Genomic DNA, 18,200 nt, shown 5'->3' with positions numbered 1-18,200 from the left:
CATTAAAAAGAGATGTGAATACTCGTGCCGCCTCAGAAGAGGCGCCACCATGACTGATTGTGGGTGGAGTGCATCGATATATTCATGCCATCAAGGTATACCCGCAGCGGCAATGCGTCAATAGCCCGCCGCCGGCGCGTAAGAAGGCGTTACACTCCGGCATTTGCGTTCCTGGCCCGGCGCGCTAGGGTAAAACCTTCAACCTGAAAAAGGAGCGCATGATGAAGATCGGATTTGCCGGACTGGGTGGGATGGGCAGCGCCATGGCAACTAACCTGGTGCAGGCGGGCTTCGCGTTGACGGTATGGAACCGCTCGCCGCAGGCGGCGCAGCCGCTGGTAAACGCCGGCGCGCGGCAGGCCGAACGGCCAGAACAGTTGGCCGATGCCGACGTGCTGATCACCATGCTGGCCGACGATGCCGCCACGCAACAGGTGGTGGTGGACAGCGGATTGCTGCAGCGGATGAAACCGGGCGCGCTGCATATCAATATGGCGACCATCTCGGTCGAGCTAGCCAAACGCCTGACGACGCTGCATGCGGAACACGGCATCGGCTATCTCGCCGCACCGGTGCTGGGGCGGATCGACGTGGCCGCCGCCGGCAAGCTGAATATTCTGGCAGCCGGCGATAGCGAACGGCTGAAGCAAGCGCAACCGCTGTTCGATGCCCTCGGCCAGAAAACCTGGCACTTCGGCGCCGACCCGGCGCAGGCCAACGTGGTCAAAATCGCCACCAACTTTACGCTGGCCAGCGCCATTGAAGCGATGGCGGAAGGCAGCGCGCTGGTGCGCAACTACGGCGTTTCCGGCGCCGACTACCTGCAGATGCTGAGCAGCACCGTCTTCGCCGCCCCGGCTTACCAGGGCTATGGTGCGCTGATCGCCGCCGAGAAGTATTCACCCGCCGGATTCCGGCTGGCGCTGGGGCTGAAGGACGTCGGGCTGGCGCTGGCCGCCGGCGCCGACAGCCATACGCCGATGCCGTTCGCCGGAGTGCTGAAGGACAACTTCCTCGACGCGATGGCGCAAGGGGATGCGGATCTGGACTGGGCCGCGCTGGCCAAGGTGGCGGCGCGGCGGGCGGGCCTGAAATAACGAACGGGGGCGCTGGCCCCCGTTTTCCGTTCTCAGAACACGATGTCCGCTGCGGGCACGGCGCGGATCGGCACGCCGAAGCTGTCGATATTCGACAGCGTCTCGTTATGGTGGGTACGGATCAGCAGGCCGTCGGCATAGGATTTGTCGTGGCAGGTGTGGGCATCCGCCGCCAGCGTCACCGGATAGCCGTGCGCCGCGGCGCTGCGCACCGTGGTATCGATGCAAAACGGCGTGGAGTAACCGCAAACCACCAACTGCGATACGCCGTTGGCGATCAGCAACGCGCCAAGCGAAGTGCGCAGGAACGAGTCCGGCGTGGTTTTATCCACCCGATGGTCGCCTGGCGCCACCTTCAGCGCCGCAAGCACTTGCCAGGCGGCGCTGCCGTGCGGCAGTTCGTCGTCCGGCGTATGGTGCTGAATGACGACAACCGGCACGCCCGCCCGGCGGGCGCGCTCGCTCAGTTGGTTGATGCGCGCAACGGTGCCCGCGGCATCCGCCGGCGGCGGCGTAAACAATCCTTCCTGCACATCGATAATCAACAGCGCGGTGGTCATGGCGGCTCCCGAAGATTAAGCCGCGTCAGCACACCGGCTGGCGCGGGCGGAAAATATGATCGACGCCCTGCTCACGCAACCGGTTCACCAGATCGTGCCCGCCGTTCGGCGTGGCGTGCGCCAGCTGGCGCTCGGCGGTAAACACCGGGCTGGCCCAAAACAGGTTCACCGGATCGCCGTACTGCTGCGGCAGAGTCAAGTGCGCGCTATGCGGGTAGAAGGACGACGATAAAATATAGCCCTCGTAGCCCAGCGGCGCCACGTCCGACTCCAGCGTATGCCCTTCGCCGATCCAGGTCAGCCGCGCCCAAGGCGCGTGCGCGAAACCGGCCAGCGCGCTGGCCATCTGCACCGCGTTGTCTTCGGTCATGTATTGGCTGTCGATGGCGATCGCCATCTCCATGCGGCGATAGCGCGAAGCCTCATCGTTGAACAGGATCTCCACCCACGGCATCGGCCGAATGCTGACGCCCATGGTGAGGAAGTAATAGATGCCGTCGCGCTCGTGCTGAGTGATGGCCATCGGCGGCCACTTGCCCTGATCGATGGCGTAGTATTTTACCGAAGGGCCGAAATGCGGCTCATAGCGCGCCTGAAAATCGCGCTGCATCTTCGGCCACGGATTGCCCTCTTCACGCTGCCAGCTGCGCCAAAACTGGCGGGTGCTTTCCGCCTGCGCATATTGCGTGTTGGTCGAGGCCGAACCGAGCGGATAGGCCAACGGGCTCTCCTTGATGCAGCTGGCCGAATAGCACACCGAATGGTCGATATACAGGCTCCATCCGGGGATCACCGCCAGCAGTTGGCCGTAATACCACAGGGCCGCGCCGTCGTCGCTTTCGCTCCACACCACCATCAGCCCTTCCGGGTTCAGCGGCGCTTCCCCTTCCAGGTTGCGGCAAAATTCCGCCGCCAGCATCGGCGGCTGCCCCTGCTCAAGCGCGGCGCGGTCTTCCTGCAGCGGCGCGGCGGCCAGATTGCGCAGCCAGCAGGCGCGCACCTGATAGCGATCGCTGTAGGCTTCGGCGGGATAGATGTAAAAATAGGCTGCCCGGTGATCTTGCTGAACCACCGCGACCAGCGTCTGGTTCTCATTGCTGACTTCAGCAAGTACGTATGACTCGTTCATATCACCTCAATAGGGTCAGGGCGCGGCAGAATCGGCTGCGCGCAAAAAATGGAATGTGGCTTTGCCCTCAAGTGTAAAACGCATTACTGGCCGGATCACCCGTAAAAGTCTCAAAAACGGCCGTAAACGAAGATAAACAAAGGTTAATTATAGCGGCTGCGGCTCATGACGGCTGAGTGATGCGCCGCACCGCGCGCTGATAGGAACCGTTGCGCATCGACGCGCCCAGCACTTTGCCGAGGCCTGCAGCCCCCGTTCGCACCAACCGCCGCCGCAACGCGCCCGGATGAAAGCCGAACTGCCGCTGCGCCCAATCGGGCAACAGATCGATGCCCGCCTGCATCACCACCCCGCCGAGCGGGCGCGCCAACGCGCTCGGCGCCGGCGCCTTCAGCAGAATGCGCGCCACCTCTTGGGTGCGTTCGTCACAGACCAGCTGCGGCCGCATCGCCTGCAGATAGTCGTCTACCTCCGCGCAGGACTGAGGGACAGCTGTCGCCCCCAGCGCGGCGGCCACGCGCGCCGCTTCGCGGTAGTATTGATCCTGCAAATCGCGGGAAAGATGCGGGTTGCGGTAGCGCAGGTGGCTGGCCAGAAAACGGCTGCTCTCCGCCACGTGCACCCAGGTCAGCAGCGCCGGATCGCTGGCGGCATAGGGCGCGCCGTCGCTGCCGACGCCGGTCACCCGCAGGTGGATGGCTTTGACTTTGGCGATCAGCCGCTCCGCCTCGGCGGTCGGGCCGAAGGTGGTAACCGACACGAACTGGCTGGTGCGGCGCAGGCGGCCAATCATATCGTCGCGGAAGTTGGAGTGATCCCATACGCCGGCCAGCGCCAACGGGTGCAGCATTTGCAACAGCAAGGCGCTGACGCCGCCGCACAGCATCGGGGTGAAATCACGGTGTACCTGCCAGATGACCGACTGCGGGCCGAACAGCCCCGGATCGCCGGGCGGATTCTCAAAATCGACGCCGCCGAGCGCCAACCCGGTCAGGCTGAGCACCTGTTTTTCTATCGCTGCGCGTACCGCTTCCATCCTGCCGCCCTCTTGCTCATTCAGCGGCCAGTGTATCACGCGGCGAGCGCCTCATTGCGCCCTGCGGCGGTTGAAAGCATTAACTTACTGAATTACAGTTGTTATACCGCTTGCAACCAGGCGGGCCTATTCGATCCACTGCAGAGGCGCTTTGCAGGGCGTTAACCCACGTTAATTCGGCACTAACCCCACAAAACCTCTATCTAGTTTCTTTTCCTTCAACTTAGATAGCAGAGAGTTCGATGATTACCATCAGAGCACGCGCGGCGGAAGACAACGCGCAATTGGCAGATATCTGGCTGCGTTCGGTGCGCGCCACTCACCACTTTTTAACCGAAGACAACATCGCACAGCTGTTCCCGCTGGTGCTGAACGATTACCTGCCGGCGGTCAACGTTTGGGTGGCCGAAGAGCGGCCGGGGCATCCCTGCGGCTTTATCGGTCTGAACGGCAACAAGGTGGAGATGCTGTTTATCGACGCCGATCAGCGCGGCAAAGGGGTGGGCAAAGCGCTGCTGACCCACGCGGAAACGCTGCACGATGAGCTGCAGCTGGACGTGAACGAGCAAAATCCGCAGGCCAGCGGCTTCTACCGTCACTACGGTTTTGTCATCACCGGCCGCTCGCCGCTCGACGGCCAGGGCAACCCGTTCCCGCTGCTGCACATGAAGCTGGAAAAACGCTAGCCCTCCACCGGCCGCCCAGCGGCCGGTTTTCTCCCCCCATGGCGCCCGCCGTTTAATATATCAAATCAGAATAAGTAATAGATTTTACATTCTTCCTGTCACTATCAACCCTCGGTAGGATTGCCCGGTATTCACCCGCAACAGAGGTTCCGTCCGCCACTTCCCGCCGGGTTGTGCCCCGCTGAAAAGCCGAACGATCCCTGTCCGGCGCAACGCGCTCCGGACGGAATGCTGTGATGTATCGATAAGGATCCGCTTCGTTATGATCGTTCTTTCGAACGTTTGCAAAACTTTTGACAGCGCACAGGGCCGCGTAGTGGCGGTAGACGACGTCAGTCTGGCGGTGGACGCCGGGCAAATTTACGGCATCATCGGCTACAGCGGCGCGGGCAAAAGCACGCTGATCCGCCTGCTCAACGGCCTGGAAACGCCCACCAGCGGCCGCATTGACGTGGGCGGTTTCGATATTGCCCGCGCCAAAGGCAGCCATCTGCGCCAGGCACGCCTGAAAATCAGCATGGTGTTCCAGCACTTCAACCTGCTGTGGTCGCGCACCGTCAGCCAGAATATCGCTTTTTCCATGCAGATCGCCGGCGTGCCCAAGGCGCAGATTGCGCCGCGCGTGGCGGAACTGATCGCGCTGGTCGGCCTGCAGGGGCGCGAAAACGCCTATCCGTCGCAGCTCAGCGGCGGCCAGAAACAGCGCGTCGGCATCGCCCGCGCGCTGGCCAATAACCCGAGCGTGCTGCTGTGCGACGAAGCCACCTCGGCGCTCGATCCGCAAACCACCGACGCCATTCTCGACCTGCTGCTGGACATCAATCGCCAGCTGAAATTGACCATCGTGCTGATCACCCACGAGATGCACGTGGTGCGCAAAATCTGCCACCGCGTGGCGGTAATGGAAAACGGCCGCATCGTCGAAGAAGGCCCGGTGCTTGACGTGTTCACCCGGCCACAACAGCCGATCACCCGGCAATTCGTCAAACAGGTGTCGCAGTATGCGGACACGGAAGAGAGCTTCAATCCACTGCTCACCGCTCATCTGCCGGGGGCGATTTTCAAGCTGACCTTCGTGGGCGTGCAAACCCATCAGGCGGTGATCTCCGAAGTGATCCGGCGCTACGCCCTGACCGTCAACATTCTGCACGGCAAGATCAGCCACACCCTCAACGGTTCGTTCGGCGAACTGTACATTCACGCCGAAGGCAACGAACAACAAGTCGCCGACATGCTCAGCCTGCTGCACGAAAGAGATATCGCCGTCGAGGTTATCCAACATGATTGAATCCCTGTTCCCCCACCTGCGCCTGGACCAACTGTGGGACGCCACCTGGGAAACACTGTACATGACCGGCATCGCCGGTTTGGCCACGCTGGTGCTGGGCATCGTGCTCGGCGTGCTGCTGTTTTTAACCTCGAAGGGCCAGTTGCTGCAGAACCGGGCGGTCTACTCGCTGATCTCCGTACTGGTCAACGTCTTCCGCTCCATTCCGTTCATCATTCTGATCGTGCTGCTGATCCCGTTCACCAAGTCGCTGATCGGCACCATTCTCGGTGCGGACGCCGCCCTGCCGGCGCTGATCGTCGGCGCCGCGCCGTTCTACGCCCGGTTGGTGGAGATCGCGCTGCGCGAGGTCGACAAAGGGGTAATCGAAGCGGCGCGCTCGATGGGCGCCAAAAACCGCACCCTGATTTTCCGCGTCTTGCTGCCGGAGAGCTCGCCGGCGCTGGTTTCCGGCATCACCGTTACCCTGATCGCGCTGGTGAGCTACACCGCGATGGCCGGGGTGATCGGCGCCGGCGGCCTGGGCAACCTAGCCTATCTGGAAGGCTTCCAACGCAACCACAGTGACGTGACGCTGGTGGCGACGCTGACGATCCTGCTGATCGTTTTCGTCATTCAGTTCATTGGCGACACCCTGACAAGAACGCTCGATAAACGTTAATTAACCAAGGAAAACGATGATGAAAAAGCACTTACTGATGTTGGCTTTCGCCTCTGTCGCCACCCTCGCCTCTTACGGCGCCGCCGCGGCGACCAAGCTGGTGGTCGGCGCCTCCAACGTGCCGCACGCCGAGATCCTCGAACAGGCCAAACCGATACTGGCGAAGGAAGGCATCGATCTGCAGATCAAGCGCTTCCAGGATTACATTCTGCCGAACACCGCCTTGGCCAGCCACGACATCGACGCCAACTACTTCCAGCACGTGCCTTACCTGAACTCGGTGCTGAAAGACCACGCCGACGACAAGAGCTACGACTTCGTCAGCGCCGGCGCGATCCATATTGAGCCTATCGGCATCTACTCGAAGAAGTACAAGAGCCTGAAAGATCTGCCGGAAAACGGCAAAATCATCATGCGCGACGCGGTGGCGGAAGAAGGCCGCATCCTGTCAATTTTTGAGCAGCAAGGCGTGATCAAGCTGAAGCCAGGGGTGAGCAAGGTGGACGCGCGCATCACCGACGTGGTGGAAAACCCGAAACACCTGAAGTTCCAGGCGAACGTTGAAGGCGCGCTGCTGCCGCAGATGTACAACAACAACGAAGGTGACGCGGTGGTGATCAACGCCAACTACGCCATCGACGCCGGGCTGAATCCGACCAAGGATCCGATCGCGGTCGAAAGCGGCGAAAACAACCCGTACGCCAACATCATCACCGTGCACAAAGCCGACGTGAACAAGCCGGAGATCGTGGCGCTGGTGAAGGTGCTGCACTCCAAGCCGATTCAGGACTTTATCCGCGAGAAATACCAGGGCGCGGTGATCCCGGTCAATCAGTAGTAGGTTATACGGCCCGGTGAAAACCGGGCCTGTTGTTACACCTTATTGCCAATCTGGCTGAGCCGCGGCCACACCAGCATCAGCGCCTCCAGCAACCGCAACAGCTCGCTCCGGCTTGCCCCTTCTCGCGCCTGCACCGACATGCCTTCAATGGTGCAAATGACGTATTTCGCCAGCAGCGCGGTATCGGTTTTCGCCAACAATTCGCCCTGCTGCACCTTGCGATCGAAGCAGACTTTCAGCGCCGCTTCCTGGGCATGATGTTTTTTGCGCAGCATCTGGGCGACGTCGTCGGAAGCAGACGACAGTGCCGCGGAGGCGCACACCATAAAACAGCCTGACGGCGTATCGGGGTCGGTAAACACTTCGACGGAAGAGCGCACGTAGGCCTCGACGATCTCGGCCACCGGCACATCCTGTTCCAACAGCTGGTTGGTGCAGGTGGTGTATTTTTGCAGATAGCGTTCCACCGCCGCGCGGAACATCCCTTCCTTGTTGCCGAATTCCGCATACAGCGTCGGCGCCTTGGCGCCGGTCACTTCCACCAGATCGGCCAGCGAGGTGGCTTCATAACCGTGCCGCCAGAACAGATCGAGCGCGCTTTCCAGCGCCCGGTCGCGATCAAATTGTTTTGGTCTGCCACGGCTTTTCTTGCCGCAGACCGCTTCATTGATGCTCATCGTTCCTCTCCTATCCCGCTCCACGGCAGGCTTAGCACAAATAACTTAACGATCATTATAAAAAAATATTGCGCGCTCGTCGAGAACCGATTAGCATTTAGTTATCGATCGTTAAGATAATTTAACGAAGCAGATTAAAACCCTCTATTGACCGTTATCGGAAAGGAATTAACATCATGAAAAACTTAAAATTAACCTTAGCAGCTCTCACTCTGGCCAGCGTTTCCTTCGGCAGCTTCGCCGCCGATTTAGTCCAGAACCAACCGGCAGACCAGCAGAAAGTGGGCGTTATCACCGTCAGCGGCGCATCCGATCTGACCTCGCTGGAAAACAGCCTGGCCGCCAAAGCCGATCAGGCCGGTGCAAAATCCTTCCGCATCATCGGCGCCGGCGGTAACAACCAGCTGCATGGTACCGCAGAAATCTATCAATAACAAAGCATTAAGCCAACTGATTGCCTGTCCTTTTGCTCACAACGCCAGGGCGTAAAAAAATTAATTAACGAGCATTAAAAAAATACTTGCAATCCGTCAAACCGGCATCTAACATTAAATTATCGATCGTTAATCAATTTAACGACCTTACAAAACAAACATCGTAAAGAACAAAGATAGGAAATAAGACCATGAAAAACCTGAAAATGACCATCGCAGCCATCGCACTGGCTTCCGTCTCCTTCGGCAGCTTCGCCGCCGACCTGGTGAACGCCCAACCTGCCAATCTGCAAAAAGCCGGCGTCGTCACCGTCAGCGGTGCGTCCGATCTGAGCAGCCTGGAAAACAAACTGGCGGCCAAAGCCGACGCGGCGGGCGCCAAATCCTTCCAGATCATCGCCACCACCGGTGACAACAAACTGCACGGCACCGCGATCATCTACAATTAATGGCCAGATAGGCAATCGTGCAAAAGGGCGGCTCAGGCCGCCTTTTGTTTGTTTTGACGCCAACGTTCTGTTGTAAGCTGTAGCCACCTTTTCTTGCTGAGCCGAGCAACGCCATGACTCCCCTGCTGTTTCACAAATATCACGGCCTGGGCAACGACTACCTGGTCTGCCACCGTTCGGTCGCCGATCGTCTGAGCCAGGAACAGATCCGCCTGTTGTGCCACCCGCATTACGGCATTGGTTCCGACGGCCTGCTGATCGACAGCGGTGACGCCGTCAATCCCACCCTGCGCATCATCAACCCGGACGGCTCCGAAGCGGAGAAAAGCGGCAACGGCCTGCGTATCTACGCGCGCTATCTGTTTGACAGCGAGCGCGTAGTGCATCAGCCGTTTCTGGTGCACACCGCCGGCGGCGACGTGCGTTGCCAGGTGGCGGAAGACGCGCATCAGATAGCCGTGGAGATGGGGCGCGCCAATTTCAGCCCGGCGGCGCTGCCGGCCTTGATCGATCTGCCGGAGGCGCTGAACTATCCGCTGCCCCTGAAGGAGGAGACGTTAAGCGTTTCGCTGGTGTCGATGGGCAACCCGCACTGCGTGGTGCCGGTGGAAAAACTGGATCTGGCGCAGGTGCATCGGCTCGGACCGCAGATTGAGCGCCATCCGCTGTTCCCGAAACGCACCAATGTACAACTGGTGGAAGTGGTCGATCGCCAGACGCTGCGCATCGGCATCTGGGAGCGCGGCGCCGGCTTTACCCTTGCCTCCGGCAGCAGCAGCTGCGCCGCCGCCAGCGTGATGCGCAAGTTGGGACGAGTCGGCGATCGGGTTAGCGTGCGGATGCCGGGCGGCGAACTGCAGATCGCCTTCAGCGGCGATTTTCAGGTCAGCATGCGCGGGCCGGTGCATAAAATCGCCACCCTGACGCTGGACGAAGACTGCTTTGCCGGCGGCGCGGGGCTGTTTACGGGATCCACCCCAGCAGCCTGAACCACAGATAGTCCAACGGCACCAGCAGTGCGAAGCTGAGCGCAGCCAACAGCAGGCACAGCTTCAACCCTTCACGCGCCGGCACTTTGCCCATCCCCATCGCCACCACGATCGGCGAAGCCTGATACGGCAACAGCGGCGTGGCGTAACCGATCACCTGGGTCATCAGCACCGTCAGCAGCGGCAGGCCGCTGCCCGCGGACAACGCCTGCGCCAGCGGAGTAAACAGCGCCGGCACGCCGTTGGCGGTCACCACGAAATTCAGCAACGCGGTGATCCCCACCAGCGAACCGAACGCAGCGAACGGTTTGCCATGCAGATCCGGCATCATCGCCAGCAGCGCGCCGCCCAGCCGATCGCCGAGACCCGAGTGGCTGACCAATGCGGTCAGCCCCAGGATCCCCGCCACGTAAATGCAGGTGCGCACGTTAACGCCGGCGGCGAACTGTTCGCCGTTGAGAAAACCGATGCGCGGCAGCAGGCAGACGCAGGCCGCTGCCAACCCTATCCAGGCCGGGGCGATGCCGTGCCAGCTGTCGGTCATCCACAGCAACACCGTCATGCCCAACAGCGCGATCAGTCGCCACTCGGCGGCACTGAGCGGCGTTTGCCCCGCCTCGGCCACCACCGGTTGCGGCCGCGCCCGGAACAGGCCGCAGATGCACAACGTCAACAATGCGCCTTTGGCCACCCCGAGCACCGGGGCATGCAACAGCAGATAAGAGAGATAGGCGAAGTGGCTGCCGTAGGCGCTTTCCGCCGCGCCGCTCATCACCAGGTTGGGCACGTTGGCCGGCAAAATGCTGGCGGAGAGCTGGAAGGTGCCGAACCCCACCGCCAGCGCCAAACCGATGCGGCCGCGCGAGCCTTCCGCCAGACCTGCGCGATCGGCCAACGCCATGACGATCGGCATCAGCAGCGTAATCCGCCCCATGTTCGAGGGCATGACAAACGCCAACGCGTAGCTTATCGCCACCACGCCGCCCACCAGGCGCGGCCAGGAACCGGCCAGATGCGGCAAGAGGCGGTTGGCCAGGCGATCCGCCAAGCCGGTGCTGCGGATGGCGCTGCCCAACACGAAACCGCTGAGCACCAGCCAGAATGCGGAGGACGCGAAACCGGAAAAGGTCACCGCAGCGGGCGCCAGCTGCAATACCATCACCGCCGCAAAGAACAGCAGCGCGACCAAATACTCCGGCAAGCGGGCGCTGGCCCATAGCGCGATGACCACCAGCGTGACCAGCGCGGACAGCGCCATGGGATCCCCCAACATAGTTTCCTCCCTGATAAAACGTTGTGATTGTTATCAAACGGTTAACAGGGTGACACAAGGCGCGGGCGTTAACCTTGAAACCGCTCACATATCGTCGTTCTGCAGATTTTTCAGCATGCACACATTACAGCCATGGTGGCCGGTATTGCCGCGCCGTTCCGTCAACAGCGTGAAACCCAGCGCGTAATACAGCCCAATCGCCTCTTTCAACTGTTCGGTGGTTTCCAGATAGCAATAGCGATACCCTGCCTCCCGCGCCGCCTTCAGCGCCTGCACCACCATATAGCGTGCCATGCCCAACCCACGCACACCGGGTTTGAAGAACAGTTTTTGCAGTTCGCAATAGCCGGGCTCTTCGCCGGCCAGCGGCGCCATGCCGACGCCCCCCACCACCTGCCCGTCCCGCTCCAGCACCCAGTAGCGGCCGCCGTTGTCGTGATACAGGCCGGTCAGCCGATCGAGATCCGGATCGTGCAGGCTGACCCCTTCCATCTTGTCCATGCCGTACTCGCGAAACACGTCGCGAATGATCGCCGCCATCGCCGCATCGTCGCGCGCGGCGATCGGCCGCACCCGCAGGTTGGCGTCGCGCTGCTTGCGCGCGCTGCGCAGCGCCGCGGTCATCTTTTTCATCGCCGCAGTGGTGCTCGCCAGCTCATCGTCGTCCAACTGCGCCAGCGCCGCCTGCATAAAACCGTCGGCGTCGCTCTCGATGCCGGCCAGCGCCTTGCCGCCCTTTTTACTCAGCCGATGCAGGTTGTGCCGCTTGTCATCCGGATGATCCACCGTTTCTATCACGCCGGCGGCCACCAGGCTGCGCAGCGCCCGGCTGGCGCTGGCCTTGTCGATGCAAAGCCGGGCCGCCAGCTCGGTGACGCCCAGCGGCTGCTCGCTGACTTCGATCATCAGATGGATCTGCAGCGGCGAAAAGCGCGAGCCGTTGCTCTGCTTGTTCAACATGCCGAATTCTCTGACCAAACTGCGCGCCAATGCTCTGAAATCCCTGATGTTCACGGCGTTATGCTCCCCTGTCCTTCCACCTTCACGCTGCGTTGGATGGATTATTGGTTGATAGTGTTACCTAATTTAGAACATAACGATAACGCATAAACAATTGCGAATGAATAACCAACGGGGCATCTGAATATGTCAAAACATTTCATTAACCAGAATTTAAAACCATTTAATTGATTATTTTAAAAACTTAAATACAAATTAATATTTAAAATTAAAATAAAAAACCAATGAAAATGAGAGTAAAAACATCAAAATTTGACATAACAAAAAATAAAGCAAATATCTATTTGAAAAATAGTTAATAAAAACTAAAACGTGAAAACTTGATAGCAGCAACTTAATCGCTATCCCGTCAATATCGGTTACATATTTACGCCTGCCTTCGCGCGCCCCCCTACGCCATTGTCCCTTTTGCCAAAAGTAGCCCATGCTTTAACTGCTCCTTTCCTTCTGGCTAACCGGGACGCTGGCTCATGACGAAAAAAACCACCCTGTTGCAATTCTTCCACTGGTACTACCCCGACGGCGGCAAACTGTGGCAGGAGGCCGCCGAGCGCGCCCCGCACCTTGCCGAACTGGGCATCACCGATCTGTGGCTGCCCCCCGCCTGCAAGGGCGCTTCCGGCGGCTACTCCGTCGGCTACGACACCTACGATCTGTTCGATCTGGGCGAATTTGACCAGAAAGGCAGCGTGGCCACCAAATACGGCGACAAGGCGGCGCTGGAACATGCCGCCACTACGCTGCGCGAACACGGCGTGGGGGTGATCTACGACGTGGTGTTCAACCACAAGCTCGGCGCGGACGAAAAAGAACGGGTACACGTGTTCAAGGTGGACGCCAACAACCGCAACGACATCAACGACCAGGGCTTCGACGCGCTGGCCTACACCCGCTTCACCTTTCCCGGCCGCCAGGGCGTGCATTCCGAGTTTATCTGGGATTACAAATGCTTCAGCGGCGTCGATTACGTTGAGCAGCCGGACGACAAAGGGGTGTTTAAAATCGCCAACGACTACGGCGACGACGGCTGGAACGATCAGGTCGACGACGAGAAAGGCAACTATGACTATCTGATGGGCGCCGACGTGGAGTTCCGCAATACCGCCGTGACGGAGGAGCTCAAATACTGGGCGCGCTGGCTGCTGGACACGCTGCCGTGCGACGGCTTCCGCCTCGACGCCGCCAAACACATCCCCGCCTGGTTTTTCAAAGAGTGGGCGGATCACGTGCGCGACAGCGCGCAGCGCGACCTGTTTATCGTTGCCGAATACTGGTCGCACGATCTCGGCGCGCTGCAACAATACATCGAGTTGGTGGACGGCAAGGTGATGCTGTTCGACGTAGCGCTGCACCTGAAGTTTCATCAGGCGTCGAAACAGGGCGACGGCTTCGACATGGCACAGATCTTCACCGATACCCTGACCGCCGCCGATCCGGCCCACGCGGTGACGCTGGTCGCCAACCACGATACCCAGCCGCTGCAATCGCTGGAGGCGCCGGTGGAACCCTGGTTCAAACCGCTGGCCTACGCGCTGATCCTGCTGCGCGAACAGGGCGTGCCCTGCGTGTTTTACCCCGACCTGTATGGCGCCAGCTACCGCGACAAGGGGCGCGACGGCGGCGAGTACCAGATTGACATGCCGGCGATCCCGGAGCTGGAGAAGCTGATCGCCGCCCGCCAGCGCTTCGCCAACGGCCCGCAAACCGACTACTTCGATGACAGCCACTGCGTGGCCTTCAGCCGCGCCGGCACCGCCGAGGCCCCCGGCTGCGTGGTGGTGCTGACCAACGGCGGCGAGAGCGGCAAGACGGTCGCGCTGGGCGCCGATTTGGCGCACACCGCCTGGCGCGATTTCCTCGGTAACCGCCAGGAGGAAATCACCACCGACGACCAGGGCAGCGCCCATTTCCCGGTCAACGCCGGCAGCGTCAGCGTCTGGGTGCCGACAGGCAGCCTGTGAACGCCCGCCGCCGTGCAATGATGCCGCGGCGGCAAAACTAATGTTTGCCTTTCGGGTCTAACTTACGCTATCAACTGCGCAAGCCATTCACACCGGAGCCTAAATAGGGTACAAGGCTGCATGAAAATTCCAAAACGACTCCAGCCGCTGGTAGATGACGGGTTAATCGACGACGTCATCCGCCGGTTGAAAAGCGGCAAAGAAGCCGACGTGTTTATCGTGCGCTGCGGCGATGAGATCCGCTGCGCCAAAGTGTACAAAGAGGCCGAGAAGCGCAACTTCAAGCAGGCCGTTCACTATCAGGAAGGGCGCAAGGTGCGCAACAGCCGCGACGCGCGCGCCATGAGCAAAGGCTCCAAATTCGGCCGCCAGCAGCAGGAAGAAGCCTGGCAAAACACCGAAGTGGACGCGCTGTATCTGCTGGCCAAGGCCGGGGTGCGGGTGCCGCAGCCGGATATCTGCCTGGACGGCGTGCTGCTGATGGAGCTAATTACCGACGAAGAAGGTCTGGTGGCGCCGCGCCTGAGCGATGTCATCCTGACGCCGGAACAGGCGCGGGCCGATCACGCCCTGATGATGAACTACGCGGTGCGCATGCTGTGCGCCGGGCTGGTGCACGGCGATCTGTCGGAATTCAATGTGCTGATGGATAAAGACGGGCCGGTGATCATCGATCTGCCGCAGGTGGTGGACGCCGCCGCCAACAACCACGCCAAAAGCATGTTCGAGCGCGATATCAACAATTTGGCGGAATATTATGGCCAATTCGCGCCGGAACTGCGCGACAGCCAATACGCCAAAGAGATTTGGGCGCTGTATCAGGAAGGCAATCTGACGCCGGACAGCGCCCTCAGCGGCCGGTTCAGCGAAATCCAGAAGCGCGCCGATGTCGGCTCGGTGCTGGAAGAGATCCAGGCCGCCAGCGAGGAACACCAGCGCCGCATCATGGCGCGCAACGCGGAAGAGTAACGCGCCGCGCTATTCGACGCGAAACACGTCCGGCCGCTGCGGCGTCGCGGCCTCGTGATAAATATCCCCCAGATAGCCGGCGATCTCCTCTTCGCGCAGATCGGCCGGCAGCACGATATCGTGGCTGGGGGCATACTTGCGCTCCGGCAGCGTCACGCGGAACAGCCGCCACTCATCCCCGATGCGCTTCACGCCCAGCAGACGGCCGAACACGTTAAAAATCATCATCCGCCATTCCCCCTCTCGTCGCTTTCAGGCTATAACACTGTGATGCCACCGCAGTGAAAAGGAAAGCGTATGAGTGAAAAAACGCCGCAGTTCTGGCGCGATCCGCAGTTGCCGTTCGTCGAAGCCCGCGCCATCGCGGATGGCCGCCAGGCGTGTTACAGCCTGCACAGCCACGAATTCTTTTCCATCGGTGCCATCACCGGCGGCGTCAGCACCTATGTCAACGGCGAGCGGCGCATGCAGGTTAGCGCCGGCGATCTGGTTGTCATCAACCCGCAGCAGGCGCATGCCTGTAATCCGATCGCCGACCGCCGTTGGTCATACATCATGTTCTATCTCGATCTCGCCTGGATCGGCGCGCTGCAGCAGGAGCTGCTCGGGGGCGAAGGCGAGCGTTTTGTTCCCTTCAGCCAGCCGCACAGCCGCGATCCGGTGCTGTTCCACGGCCTGAATCGGCTTTATGCGCTGCTGACGGATCCGCTGTGCAGCGCGCTGGAAAAACAGATCGCCATGGTGGAGTATTTCAGCGCCCTGCAGCTCGGGCTGGGCAGCGGCCGCCAGCCGGAGACACCGCCGCATGCCCGACTGGAAGCGGCGGCGGCGTTTATCGACGCGCACTGCACCCGGCCGCTGACGCTGGACGATATTTGCCGCGCCGCCGCGCTCTCGCCCTCTTACCTGATCCGCGCCTTCCGCCAGCGTTACGGCATGACGCCGCACGCTTATCTGGTCAATCGCCGCGTGCAGCACGGCCATCGGCTATTGAAAAGCGGCCTGCCGATCGCCGCGGCCGCCAGCGAAAGCGGCTTTGCCGATCAGGCGCACTTTCAACGCACCTTCAAACAGCTGCTGGCCGCCACGCCCGGCCAGTATCAAAAACCTTCCGCCAGCAGATAGCAGGCGCTGACCGCCAACAGCAGCGCCATCGCGCGGTTGAAACGCCGCACGTTGCGCGCCTGCCTGAGGAGGCCGCGCAGCATCGCGCCGACATAGGCCCAGCAGGCCACCGAGACATAGCAAATCACGAAGTAGAGCCCGGCGAATTGCCACAGCAGCCGGATGTCGCCGTCGCCGACAAAAGCGCCGAGGCTGGCCACCGACGCCAACCATGCCTTGGGATTCAGCCATTGCATCAGCGCGCCGTACCAACAGGAAGGCGCCTGCGCCGCGCCGTTGCCCAGCCTGCCGTCGTCAAACGCCAGCCGGTAGGCCATAAACAGCAGGAAGGCCACGCCGGCCCACTGAATCAAGCGGGTCAGCGCCGGCCACAGGATCAGCAGCTGGTGCATGCCCAATCCCAGCAGTAACAGCAACAGGGTAAACCCCAGCGTGGCGCCGAATACGTGACGCTGGGTCGCGCCAAAGCCGAATTGCGCCCCGGCGCTCAATGCGACGATGTTGACCGGGCCGGGGGTGATGGAGGCCGCCAGCGCAAACGCGGCCATGGAAATGTAGATATTCATGATGGGCACCTGAGAAAATATTCACAGGTGCCAGAGTGCCGGGCCGCGCCGACAACGTATTGAACAGAATTGCCCTGTTCAATTTAGCGCACGGCGACGGCCCGGCGGCGCGGCAGCCCAAAGGTGTTGACCGCCATGCCGGTCAGCACCAGCAATGCGCCGCCGAACTGCGCCGGCGACAGCGCTTCGTCCAGCAGCAGCCAGGCGGCGAACAGCCCGACCAACGGTACCAGCAGCGTCAACGGCGCGACGCGCCAGGTTTCGTAGCGCCCCAGCAGGCTGCCCCACACAGAATAACCGAACAGCGTGGCGGCGAACGCCAGATAGGCAATCGCCAGCCAGGTGCCGACCTGCACATGGCTCAGGCTGGCGAGCACCACCTGCGGGCCGTCGAACAGCCAGCTGCAGACCAGGAACGGCACGACCGGGATCGGCGCGCTCCACACCACCAGCGACAAAATGTTGCGCTGCGGGAAACCGGCCAGGATCTTCTTGTTGGTCAGGTTGCCCAGCGCCCAGGAAAACGCCGCCGCCAGGGTCAGCAGCAGGCCCGCCAGGGGGACCGCGCCGCTGCCCGGCTTATGCAGGCTGGCCTGCGCCAGCACCAGCATGCCGCCGCTGGCGATAGCAATGCCGACGAAATGGTTGACGCGCAGCTTTTCGCCCATCAGGACGACACCCAACAGCAGGGTGAAGAACACCTGCGCCTGCAGCACCAGCGAGGCCAGCCCCGCCGGCATGCCCACCTTGATGGCGACGAACAAAAACGCGAACTGCGCGAAGCTCATGGTCATGCCGTACAGCAACAGCCATTTCCACGGGATCGTCGGGCGCGGAATAAAGAAGATCGCCGGCAACGCCACCAGCAAAAAGCGCATCCCAGCCAGCAGAAACGGGGGCATGCCCTGTAAACCGAACTTGATGACGACGAAATTCACACCCCAGATCACCACCACCAACAGCGCCAACAGCCGATCGCGCAATGTCATCCTCGCCCCGCTTATCCCATTGAAAATTCGCTTTACCTTGCAGATTACAACCAAACCGGGGACATGGACACCGGCAAACGCCGGCGCTTATTCCGGCATCAGACCGATAAAGGTGGTTTTCTTGCGCGGGCCGGTCATCAGCGCCTCCAGCTTCTCTACGCACTGCAGGTAGTGCGGGGTCTGCTTGTGCGCCGCCACCGCCTGCTCGTCGCGATAGGCTTCGTAGATGTAAAACCGCGTCGGAATATGCTCATCCTGCAGCACGTCGAAGCGCAGGTTGCCCGGCTCTTCGATCGCCCCCAGATGATTGGCGCGGAAAACGTCGATAAATTCGTCGATTTTGTCCTGTTTAACGTTGATCTCTACCAATGTGACGTGCATGACAGCTCCTTGTTTGAACGGCGCGCCGTAGCATGGCGCTTTCCAACCATAGGTTCATTCCCGTCGATT

Annotated in this window: 21 protein-coding genes; 11 read left to right on the top strand and 10 right to left on the bottom strand. The window is 60.9% G+C overall.

Translation table 11 applies throughout. From position 1 onward, the window contains the following. Window positions 1-221 precede the first annotated feature (221 nt). Window positions 222-1,097 (top strand): NAD(P)-dependent oxidoreductase, encoded by an 876-nt coding sequence (locus tag ACJ8J5_RS16215; protein ID WP_025302011.1) that lies wholly within the window; start codon window positions 222-224, stop codon window positions 1,095-1,097. Window positions 1,098-1,129: 32 nt separating this feature from the next. Here ACJ8J5_RS16215 and ACJ8J5_RS16210 read toward each other — a convergent pair whose 3' ends face one another. From ACJ8J5_RS16210 to ACJ8J5_RS16200, 3 genes are all read right to left on the bottom strand, one after another. Continuing rightward, the gene (locus ACJ8J5_RS16210) at window positions 1,130-1,657 is read right to left on the bottom strand and encodes a cysteine hydrolase family protein (protein ID WP_060432667.1); all 528 of its coding nucleotides are present in this window, start codon (window positions 1,655-1,657) and stop codon (window positions 1,130-1,132) included. Between the two features lie 25 nt (window positions 1,658-1,682). After that, window positions 1,683-2,786 carry a suppressor of fused domain protein gene (locus tag ACJ8J5_RS16205; protein ID WP_049203883.1) on the bottom strand — a complete coding sequence of 368 codons (1,104 nt, stop codon included), beginning with the start codon at window positions 2,784-2,786 and terminating at the stop codon, window positions 1,683-1,685. 163 nt (window positions 2,787-2,949) lie between these two features. Further along, the gene (locus ACJ8J5_RS16200; RefSeq protein ID WP_197835501.1) at window positions 2,950-3,822 is read right to left on the bottom strand and encodes an oxygenase MpaB family protein; all 873 of its coding nucleotides are present in this window, start codon (window positions 3,820-3,822) and stop codon (window positions 2,950-2,952) included. A gap of 242 nt (window positions 3,823-4,064) precedes the next feature. Here ACJ8J5_RS16200 and ACJ8J5_RS16195 point away from each other — a divergent pair, with 242 nt between their 5' ends. From ACJ8J5_RS16195 to ACJ8J5_RS16180, 4 genes are all read left to right on the top strand, one after another. Further along, entirely contained in the window at window positions 4,065-4,508 is a 444-nt protein-coding gene (locus ACJ8J5_RS16195) for an acetyltransferase (RefSeq protein WP_016928596.1), read from the top strand. Window positions 4,509-4,770: 262 nt separating this feature from the next. Continuing rightward, complete coding sequence (locus ACJ8J5_RS16190; RefSeq protein ID WP_025302007.1) at window positions 4,771-5,796, top strand: methionine ABC transporter ATP-binding protein; 1,026 nt, start codon at window positions 4,771-4,773, stop codon at window positions 5,794-5,796. After that, window positions 5,789-6,457, top strand: coding sequence for a methionine ABC transporter permease (locus ACJ8J5_RS16185; protein WP_004939505.1), 669 nt, complete (start codon window positions 5,789-5,791; stop codon window positions 6,455-6,457). The genes ACJ8J5_RS16190 and ACJ8J5_RS16185 overlap by 8 nt, the downstream gene beginning before the upstream one ends. A gap of 19 nt (window positions 6,458-6,476) precedes the next feature. After that, window positions 6,477-7,295, top strand: coding sequence for a MetQ/NlpA family ABC transporter substrate-binding protein (locus tag ACJ8J5_RS16180; protein ID WP_043136906.1), 819 nt, complete (start codon window positions 6,477-6,479; stop codon window positions 7,293-7,295). Between the two features lie 35 nt (window positions 7,296-7,330). Here the strand turns inward: ACJ8J5_RS16180 and ACJ8J5_RS16175 are convergent, their stop codons facing one another. Beyond that, the gene (locus ACJ8J5_RS16175) at window positions 7,331-7,975 is read right to left on the bottom strand and encodes a TetR/AcrR family transcriptional regulator (RefSeq protein WP_049203879.1); all 645 of its coding nucleotides are present in this window, start codon (window positions 7,973-7,975) and stop codon (window positions 7,331-7,333) included. Between the two features lie 176 nt (window positions 7,976-8,151). Here ACJ8J5_RS16175 and bhsA (ACJ8J5_RS16170) point away from each other — a divergent pair, with 176 nt between their 5' ends. From bhsA (ACJ8J5_RS16170) to dapF, 3 genes are all read left to right on the top strand, one after another. Beyond that, window positions 8,152-8,409 carry a multiple stress resistance protein BhsA gene (gene bhsA, locus ACJ8J5_RS16170; RefSeq protein ID WP_016928600.1) on the top strand — a complete coding sequence of 86 codons (258 nt, stop codon included), beginning with the start codon at window positions 8,152-8,154 and terminating at the stop codon, window positions 8,407-8,409. Between the two features lie 191 nt (window positions 8,410-8,600). Continuing rightward, entirely contained in the window at window positions 8,601-8,858 is a 258-nt protein-coding gene (gene bhsA / locus ACJ8J5_RS16165; RefSeq protein ID WP_099816741.1) for a multiple stress resistance protein BhsA, read from the top strand. Between the two features lie 113 nt (window positions 8,859-8,971). Further along, complete coding sequence (gene dapF / locus ACJ8J5_RS16160; RefSeq protein ID WP_060447585.1) at window positions 8,972-9,847, top strand: diaminopimelate epimerase; 876 nt, start codon at window positions 8,972-8,974, stop codon at window positions 9,845-9,847. Here the strand turns inward: dapF and ACJ8J5_RS16155 are convergent. Together ACJ8J5_RS16155 and ACJ8J5_RS16150 are read right to left on the bottom strand one after the other, a co-directional pair. Then, the gene (locus ACJ8J5_RS16155; RefSeq protein ID WP_414104883.1) at window positions 9,822-11,120 is read right to left on the bottom strand and encodes an SLC13 family permease; all 1,299 of its coding nucleotides are present in this window, start codon (window positions 11,118-11,120) and stop codon (window positions 9,822-9,824) included. The genes dapF and ACJ8J5_RS16155 overlap by 26 nt on opposite strands. A gap of 84 nt (window positions 11,121-11,204) precedes the next feature. Next, window positions 11,205-12,110 carry a bifunctional helix-turn-helix transcriptional regulator/GNAT family N-acetyltransferase gene (locus ACJ8J5_RS16150; protein WP_173889053.1) on the bottom strand — a complete coding sequence of 302 codons (906 nt, stop codon included), beginning with the start codon at window positions 12,108-12,110 and terminating at the stop codon, window positions 11,205-11,207. 500 nt (window positions 12,111-12,610) lie between these two features. On the opposite strand from ACJ8J5_RS16150, the gene amyA reads away from it, so the two are divergent. Next, window positions 12,611-14,101, top strand: coding sequence for an alpha-amylase (amyA, locus tag ACJ8J5_RS16145; RefSeq protein ID WP_197780724.1), 1,491 nt, complete (start codon window positions 12,611-12,613; stop codon window positions 14,099-14,101). A gap of 120 nt (window positions 14,102-14,221) precedes the next feature. Beyond that, entirely contained in the window at window positions 14,222-15,070 is an 849-nt protein-coding gene (locus ACJ8J5_RS16140) for a PA4780 family RIO1-like protein kinase (RefSeq protein ID WP_025302000.1), read from the top strand. Between the two features lie 9 nt (window positions 15,071-15,079). Here the strand turns inward: ACJ8J5_RS16140 and ACJ8J5_RS16135 are convergent, their stop codons facing one another. Further along, window positions 15,080-15,298, bottom strand: coding sequence for a DUF7661 family protein (locus ACJ8J5_RS16135; protein ID WP_025301999.1), 219 nt, complete (start codon window positions 15,296-15,298; stop codon window positions 15,080-15,082). A 69-nt stretch (window positions 15,299-15,367) separates the two neighbouring features. Between ACJ8J5_RS16135 and ACJ8J5_RS16130 the strand changes: the two genes are divergently transcribed. Next, a complete protein-coding gene (locus ACJ8J5_RS16130) occupies window positions 15,368-16,195 on the top strand; it encodes an AraC family transcriptional regulator (RefSeq protein WP_060432659.1) in 828 nt (275 codons plus the stop codon). On the opposite strand, the gene ACJ8J5_RS16125 is transcribed toward ACJ8J5_RS16130, so the two are convergent. From ACJ8J5_RS16125 to lsrG, 3 genes are all read right to left on the bottom strand, one after another. After that, a complete protein-coding gene (locus ACJ8J5_RS16125) occupies window positions 16,171-16,761 on the bottom strand; it encodes a LysE family translocator (RefSeq protein WP_197835410.1) in 591 nt (196 codons plus the stop codon). The two genes, ACJ8J5_RS16130 and ACJ8J5_RS16125, sit on opposite strands and share 25 nt — an antisense overlap. Before the next feature lie 83 nt (window positions 16,762-16,844). Beyond that, a complete protein-coding gene (locus ACJ8J5_RS16120; RefSeq protein WP_414104885.1) occupies window positions 16,845-17,750 on the bottom strand; it encodes an EamA family transporter in 906 nt (301 codons plus the stop codon). 87 nt (window positions 17,751-17,837) lie between these two features. Next, window positions 17,838-18,131, bottom strand: a complete 294-nt coding sequence (gene lsrG / locus ACJ8J5_RS16115) for a (4S)-4-hydroxy-5-phosphonooxypentane-2,3-dione isomerase (protein WP_033642299.1) — start codon at window positions 18,129-18,131, stop codon at window positions 17,838-17,840. Between the last annotated feature and the right edge of the window lie 69 nt (window positions 18,132-18,200).

This window comes from Serratia sp. CY43202 (assembly GCF_052168755.1).
Taxonomy (GTDB): domain Bacteria; phylum Pseudomonadota; class Gammaproteobacteria; order Enterobacterales; family Enterobacteriaceae; genus Serratia; species Serratia bockelmannii.
The sequence above is the reverse complement of the archived record's forward strand: the minus strand, read 5'-3'. Positions and strand labels throughout refer to the sequence as shown.

What these genes read in the sequence shown, in the direction of transcription:
- ACJ8J5_RS16215 (WP_025302011.1), top strand. Translation starts at nt 222, where the DNA reads ATGAAGATCGGATTTGCCGGACTGGGTGGGATGGGCAGCGCCATGGCA.
- ACJ8J5_RS16210 (WP_060432667.1), bottom strand. Translation starts at nt 1,657, where the DNA reads ATGACCACCGCGCTGTTGATTATCGATGTGCAGGAAGGATTGTTTACG.
- ACJ8J5_RS16205 (WP_049203883.1), bottom strand. Translation starts at nt 2,786, where the DNA reads ATGAACGAGTCATACGTACTTGCTGAAGTCAGCAATGAGAACCAGACG.
- ACJ8J5_RS16200 (WP_197835501.1), bottom strand. Translation starts at nt 3,822, where the DNA reads ATGGAAGCGGTACGCGCAGCGATAGAAAAACAGGTGCTCAGCCTGACC.
- ACJ8J5_RS16195 (WP_016928596.1), top strand. Translation starts at nt 4,065, where the DNA reads ATGATTACCATCAGAGCACGCGCGGCGGAAGACAACGCGCAATTGGCA.
- ACJ8J5_RS16190 (WP_025302007.1), top strand. Translation starts at nt 4,771, where the DNA reads ATGATCGTTCTTTCGAACGTTTGCAAAACTTTTGACAGCGCACAGGGC.
- ACJ8J5_RS16185 (WP_004939505.1), top strand. Translation starts at nt 5,789, where the DNA reads ATGATTGAATCCCTGTTCCCCCACCTGCGCCTGGACCAACTGTGGGAC.
- ACJ8J5_RS16180 (WP_043136906.1), top strand. Translation starts at nt 6,477, where the DNA reads ATGAAAAAGCACTTACTGATGTTGGCTTTCGCCTCTGTCGCCACCCTC.
- ACJ8J5_RS16175 (WP_049203879.1), bottom strand. Translation starts at nt 7,975, where the DNA reads ATGAGCATCAATGAAGCGGTCTGCGGCAAGAAAAGCCGTGGCAGACCA.
- bhsA (WP_016928600.1), top strand. Translation starts at nt 8,152, where the DNA reads ATGAAAAACTTAAAATTAACCTTAGCAGCTCTCACTCTGGCCAGCGTT.
- bhsA (WP_099816741.1), top strand. Translation starts at nt 8,601, where the DNA reads ATGAAAAACCTGAAAATGACCATCGCAGCCATCGCACTGGCTTCCGTC.
- dapF (WP_060447585.1), top strand. Translation starts at nt 8,972, where the DNA reads ATGACTCCCCTGCTGTTTCACAAATATCACGGCCTGGGCAACGACTAC.
- ACJ8J5_RS16155 (WP_414104883.1), bottom strand. Translation starts at nt 11,120, where the DNA reads ATGTTGGGGGATCCCATGGCGCTGTCCGCGCTGGTCACGCTGGTGGTC.
- amyA (WP_197780724.1), top strand. Translation starts at nt 12,611, where the DNA reads ATGACGAAAAAAACCACCCTGTTGCAATTCTTCCACTGGTACTACCCC.
- ACJ8J5_RS16140 (WP_025302000.1), top strand. Translation starts at nt 14,222, where the DNA reads ATGAAAATTCCAAAACGACTCCAGCCGCTGGTAGATGACGGGTTAATC.
- ACJ8J5_RS16135 (WP_025301999.1), bottom strand. Translation starts at nt 15,298, where the DNA reads ATGATGATTTTTAACGTGTTCGGCCGTCTGCTGGGCGTGAAGCGCATC.
- ACJ8J5_RS16130 (WP_060432659.1), top strand. Translation starts at nt 15,368, where the DNA reads ATGAGTGAAAAAACGCCGCAGTTCTGGCGCGATCCGCAGTTGCCGTTC.
- ACJ8J5_RS16125 (WP_197835410.1), bottom strand. Translation starts at nt 16,761, where the DNA reads ATGAATATCTACATTTCCATGGCCGCGTTTGCGCTGGCGGCCTCCATC.
- ACJ8J5_RS16120 (WP_414104885.1), bottom strand. Translation starts at nt 17,750, where the DNA reads ATGACATTGCGCGATCGGCTGTTGGCGCTGTTGGTGGTGGTGATCTGG.
- lsrG (WP_033642299.1), bottom strand. Translation starts at nt 18,131, where the DNA reads ATGCACGTCACATTGGTAGAGATCAACGTTAAACAGGACAAAATCGAC.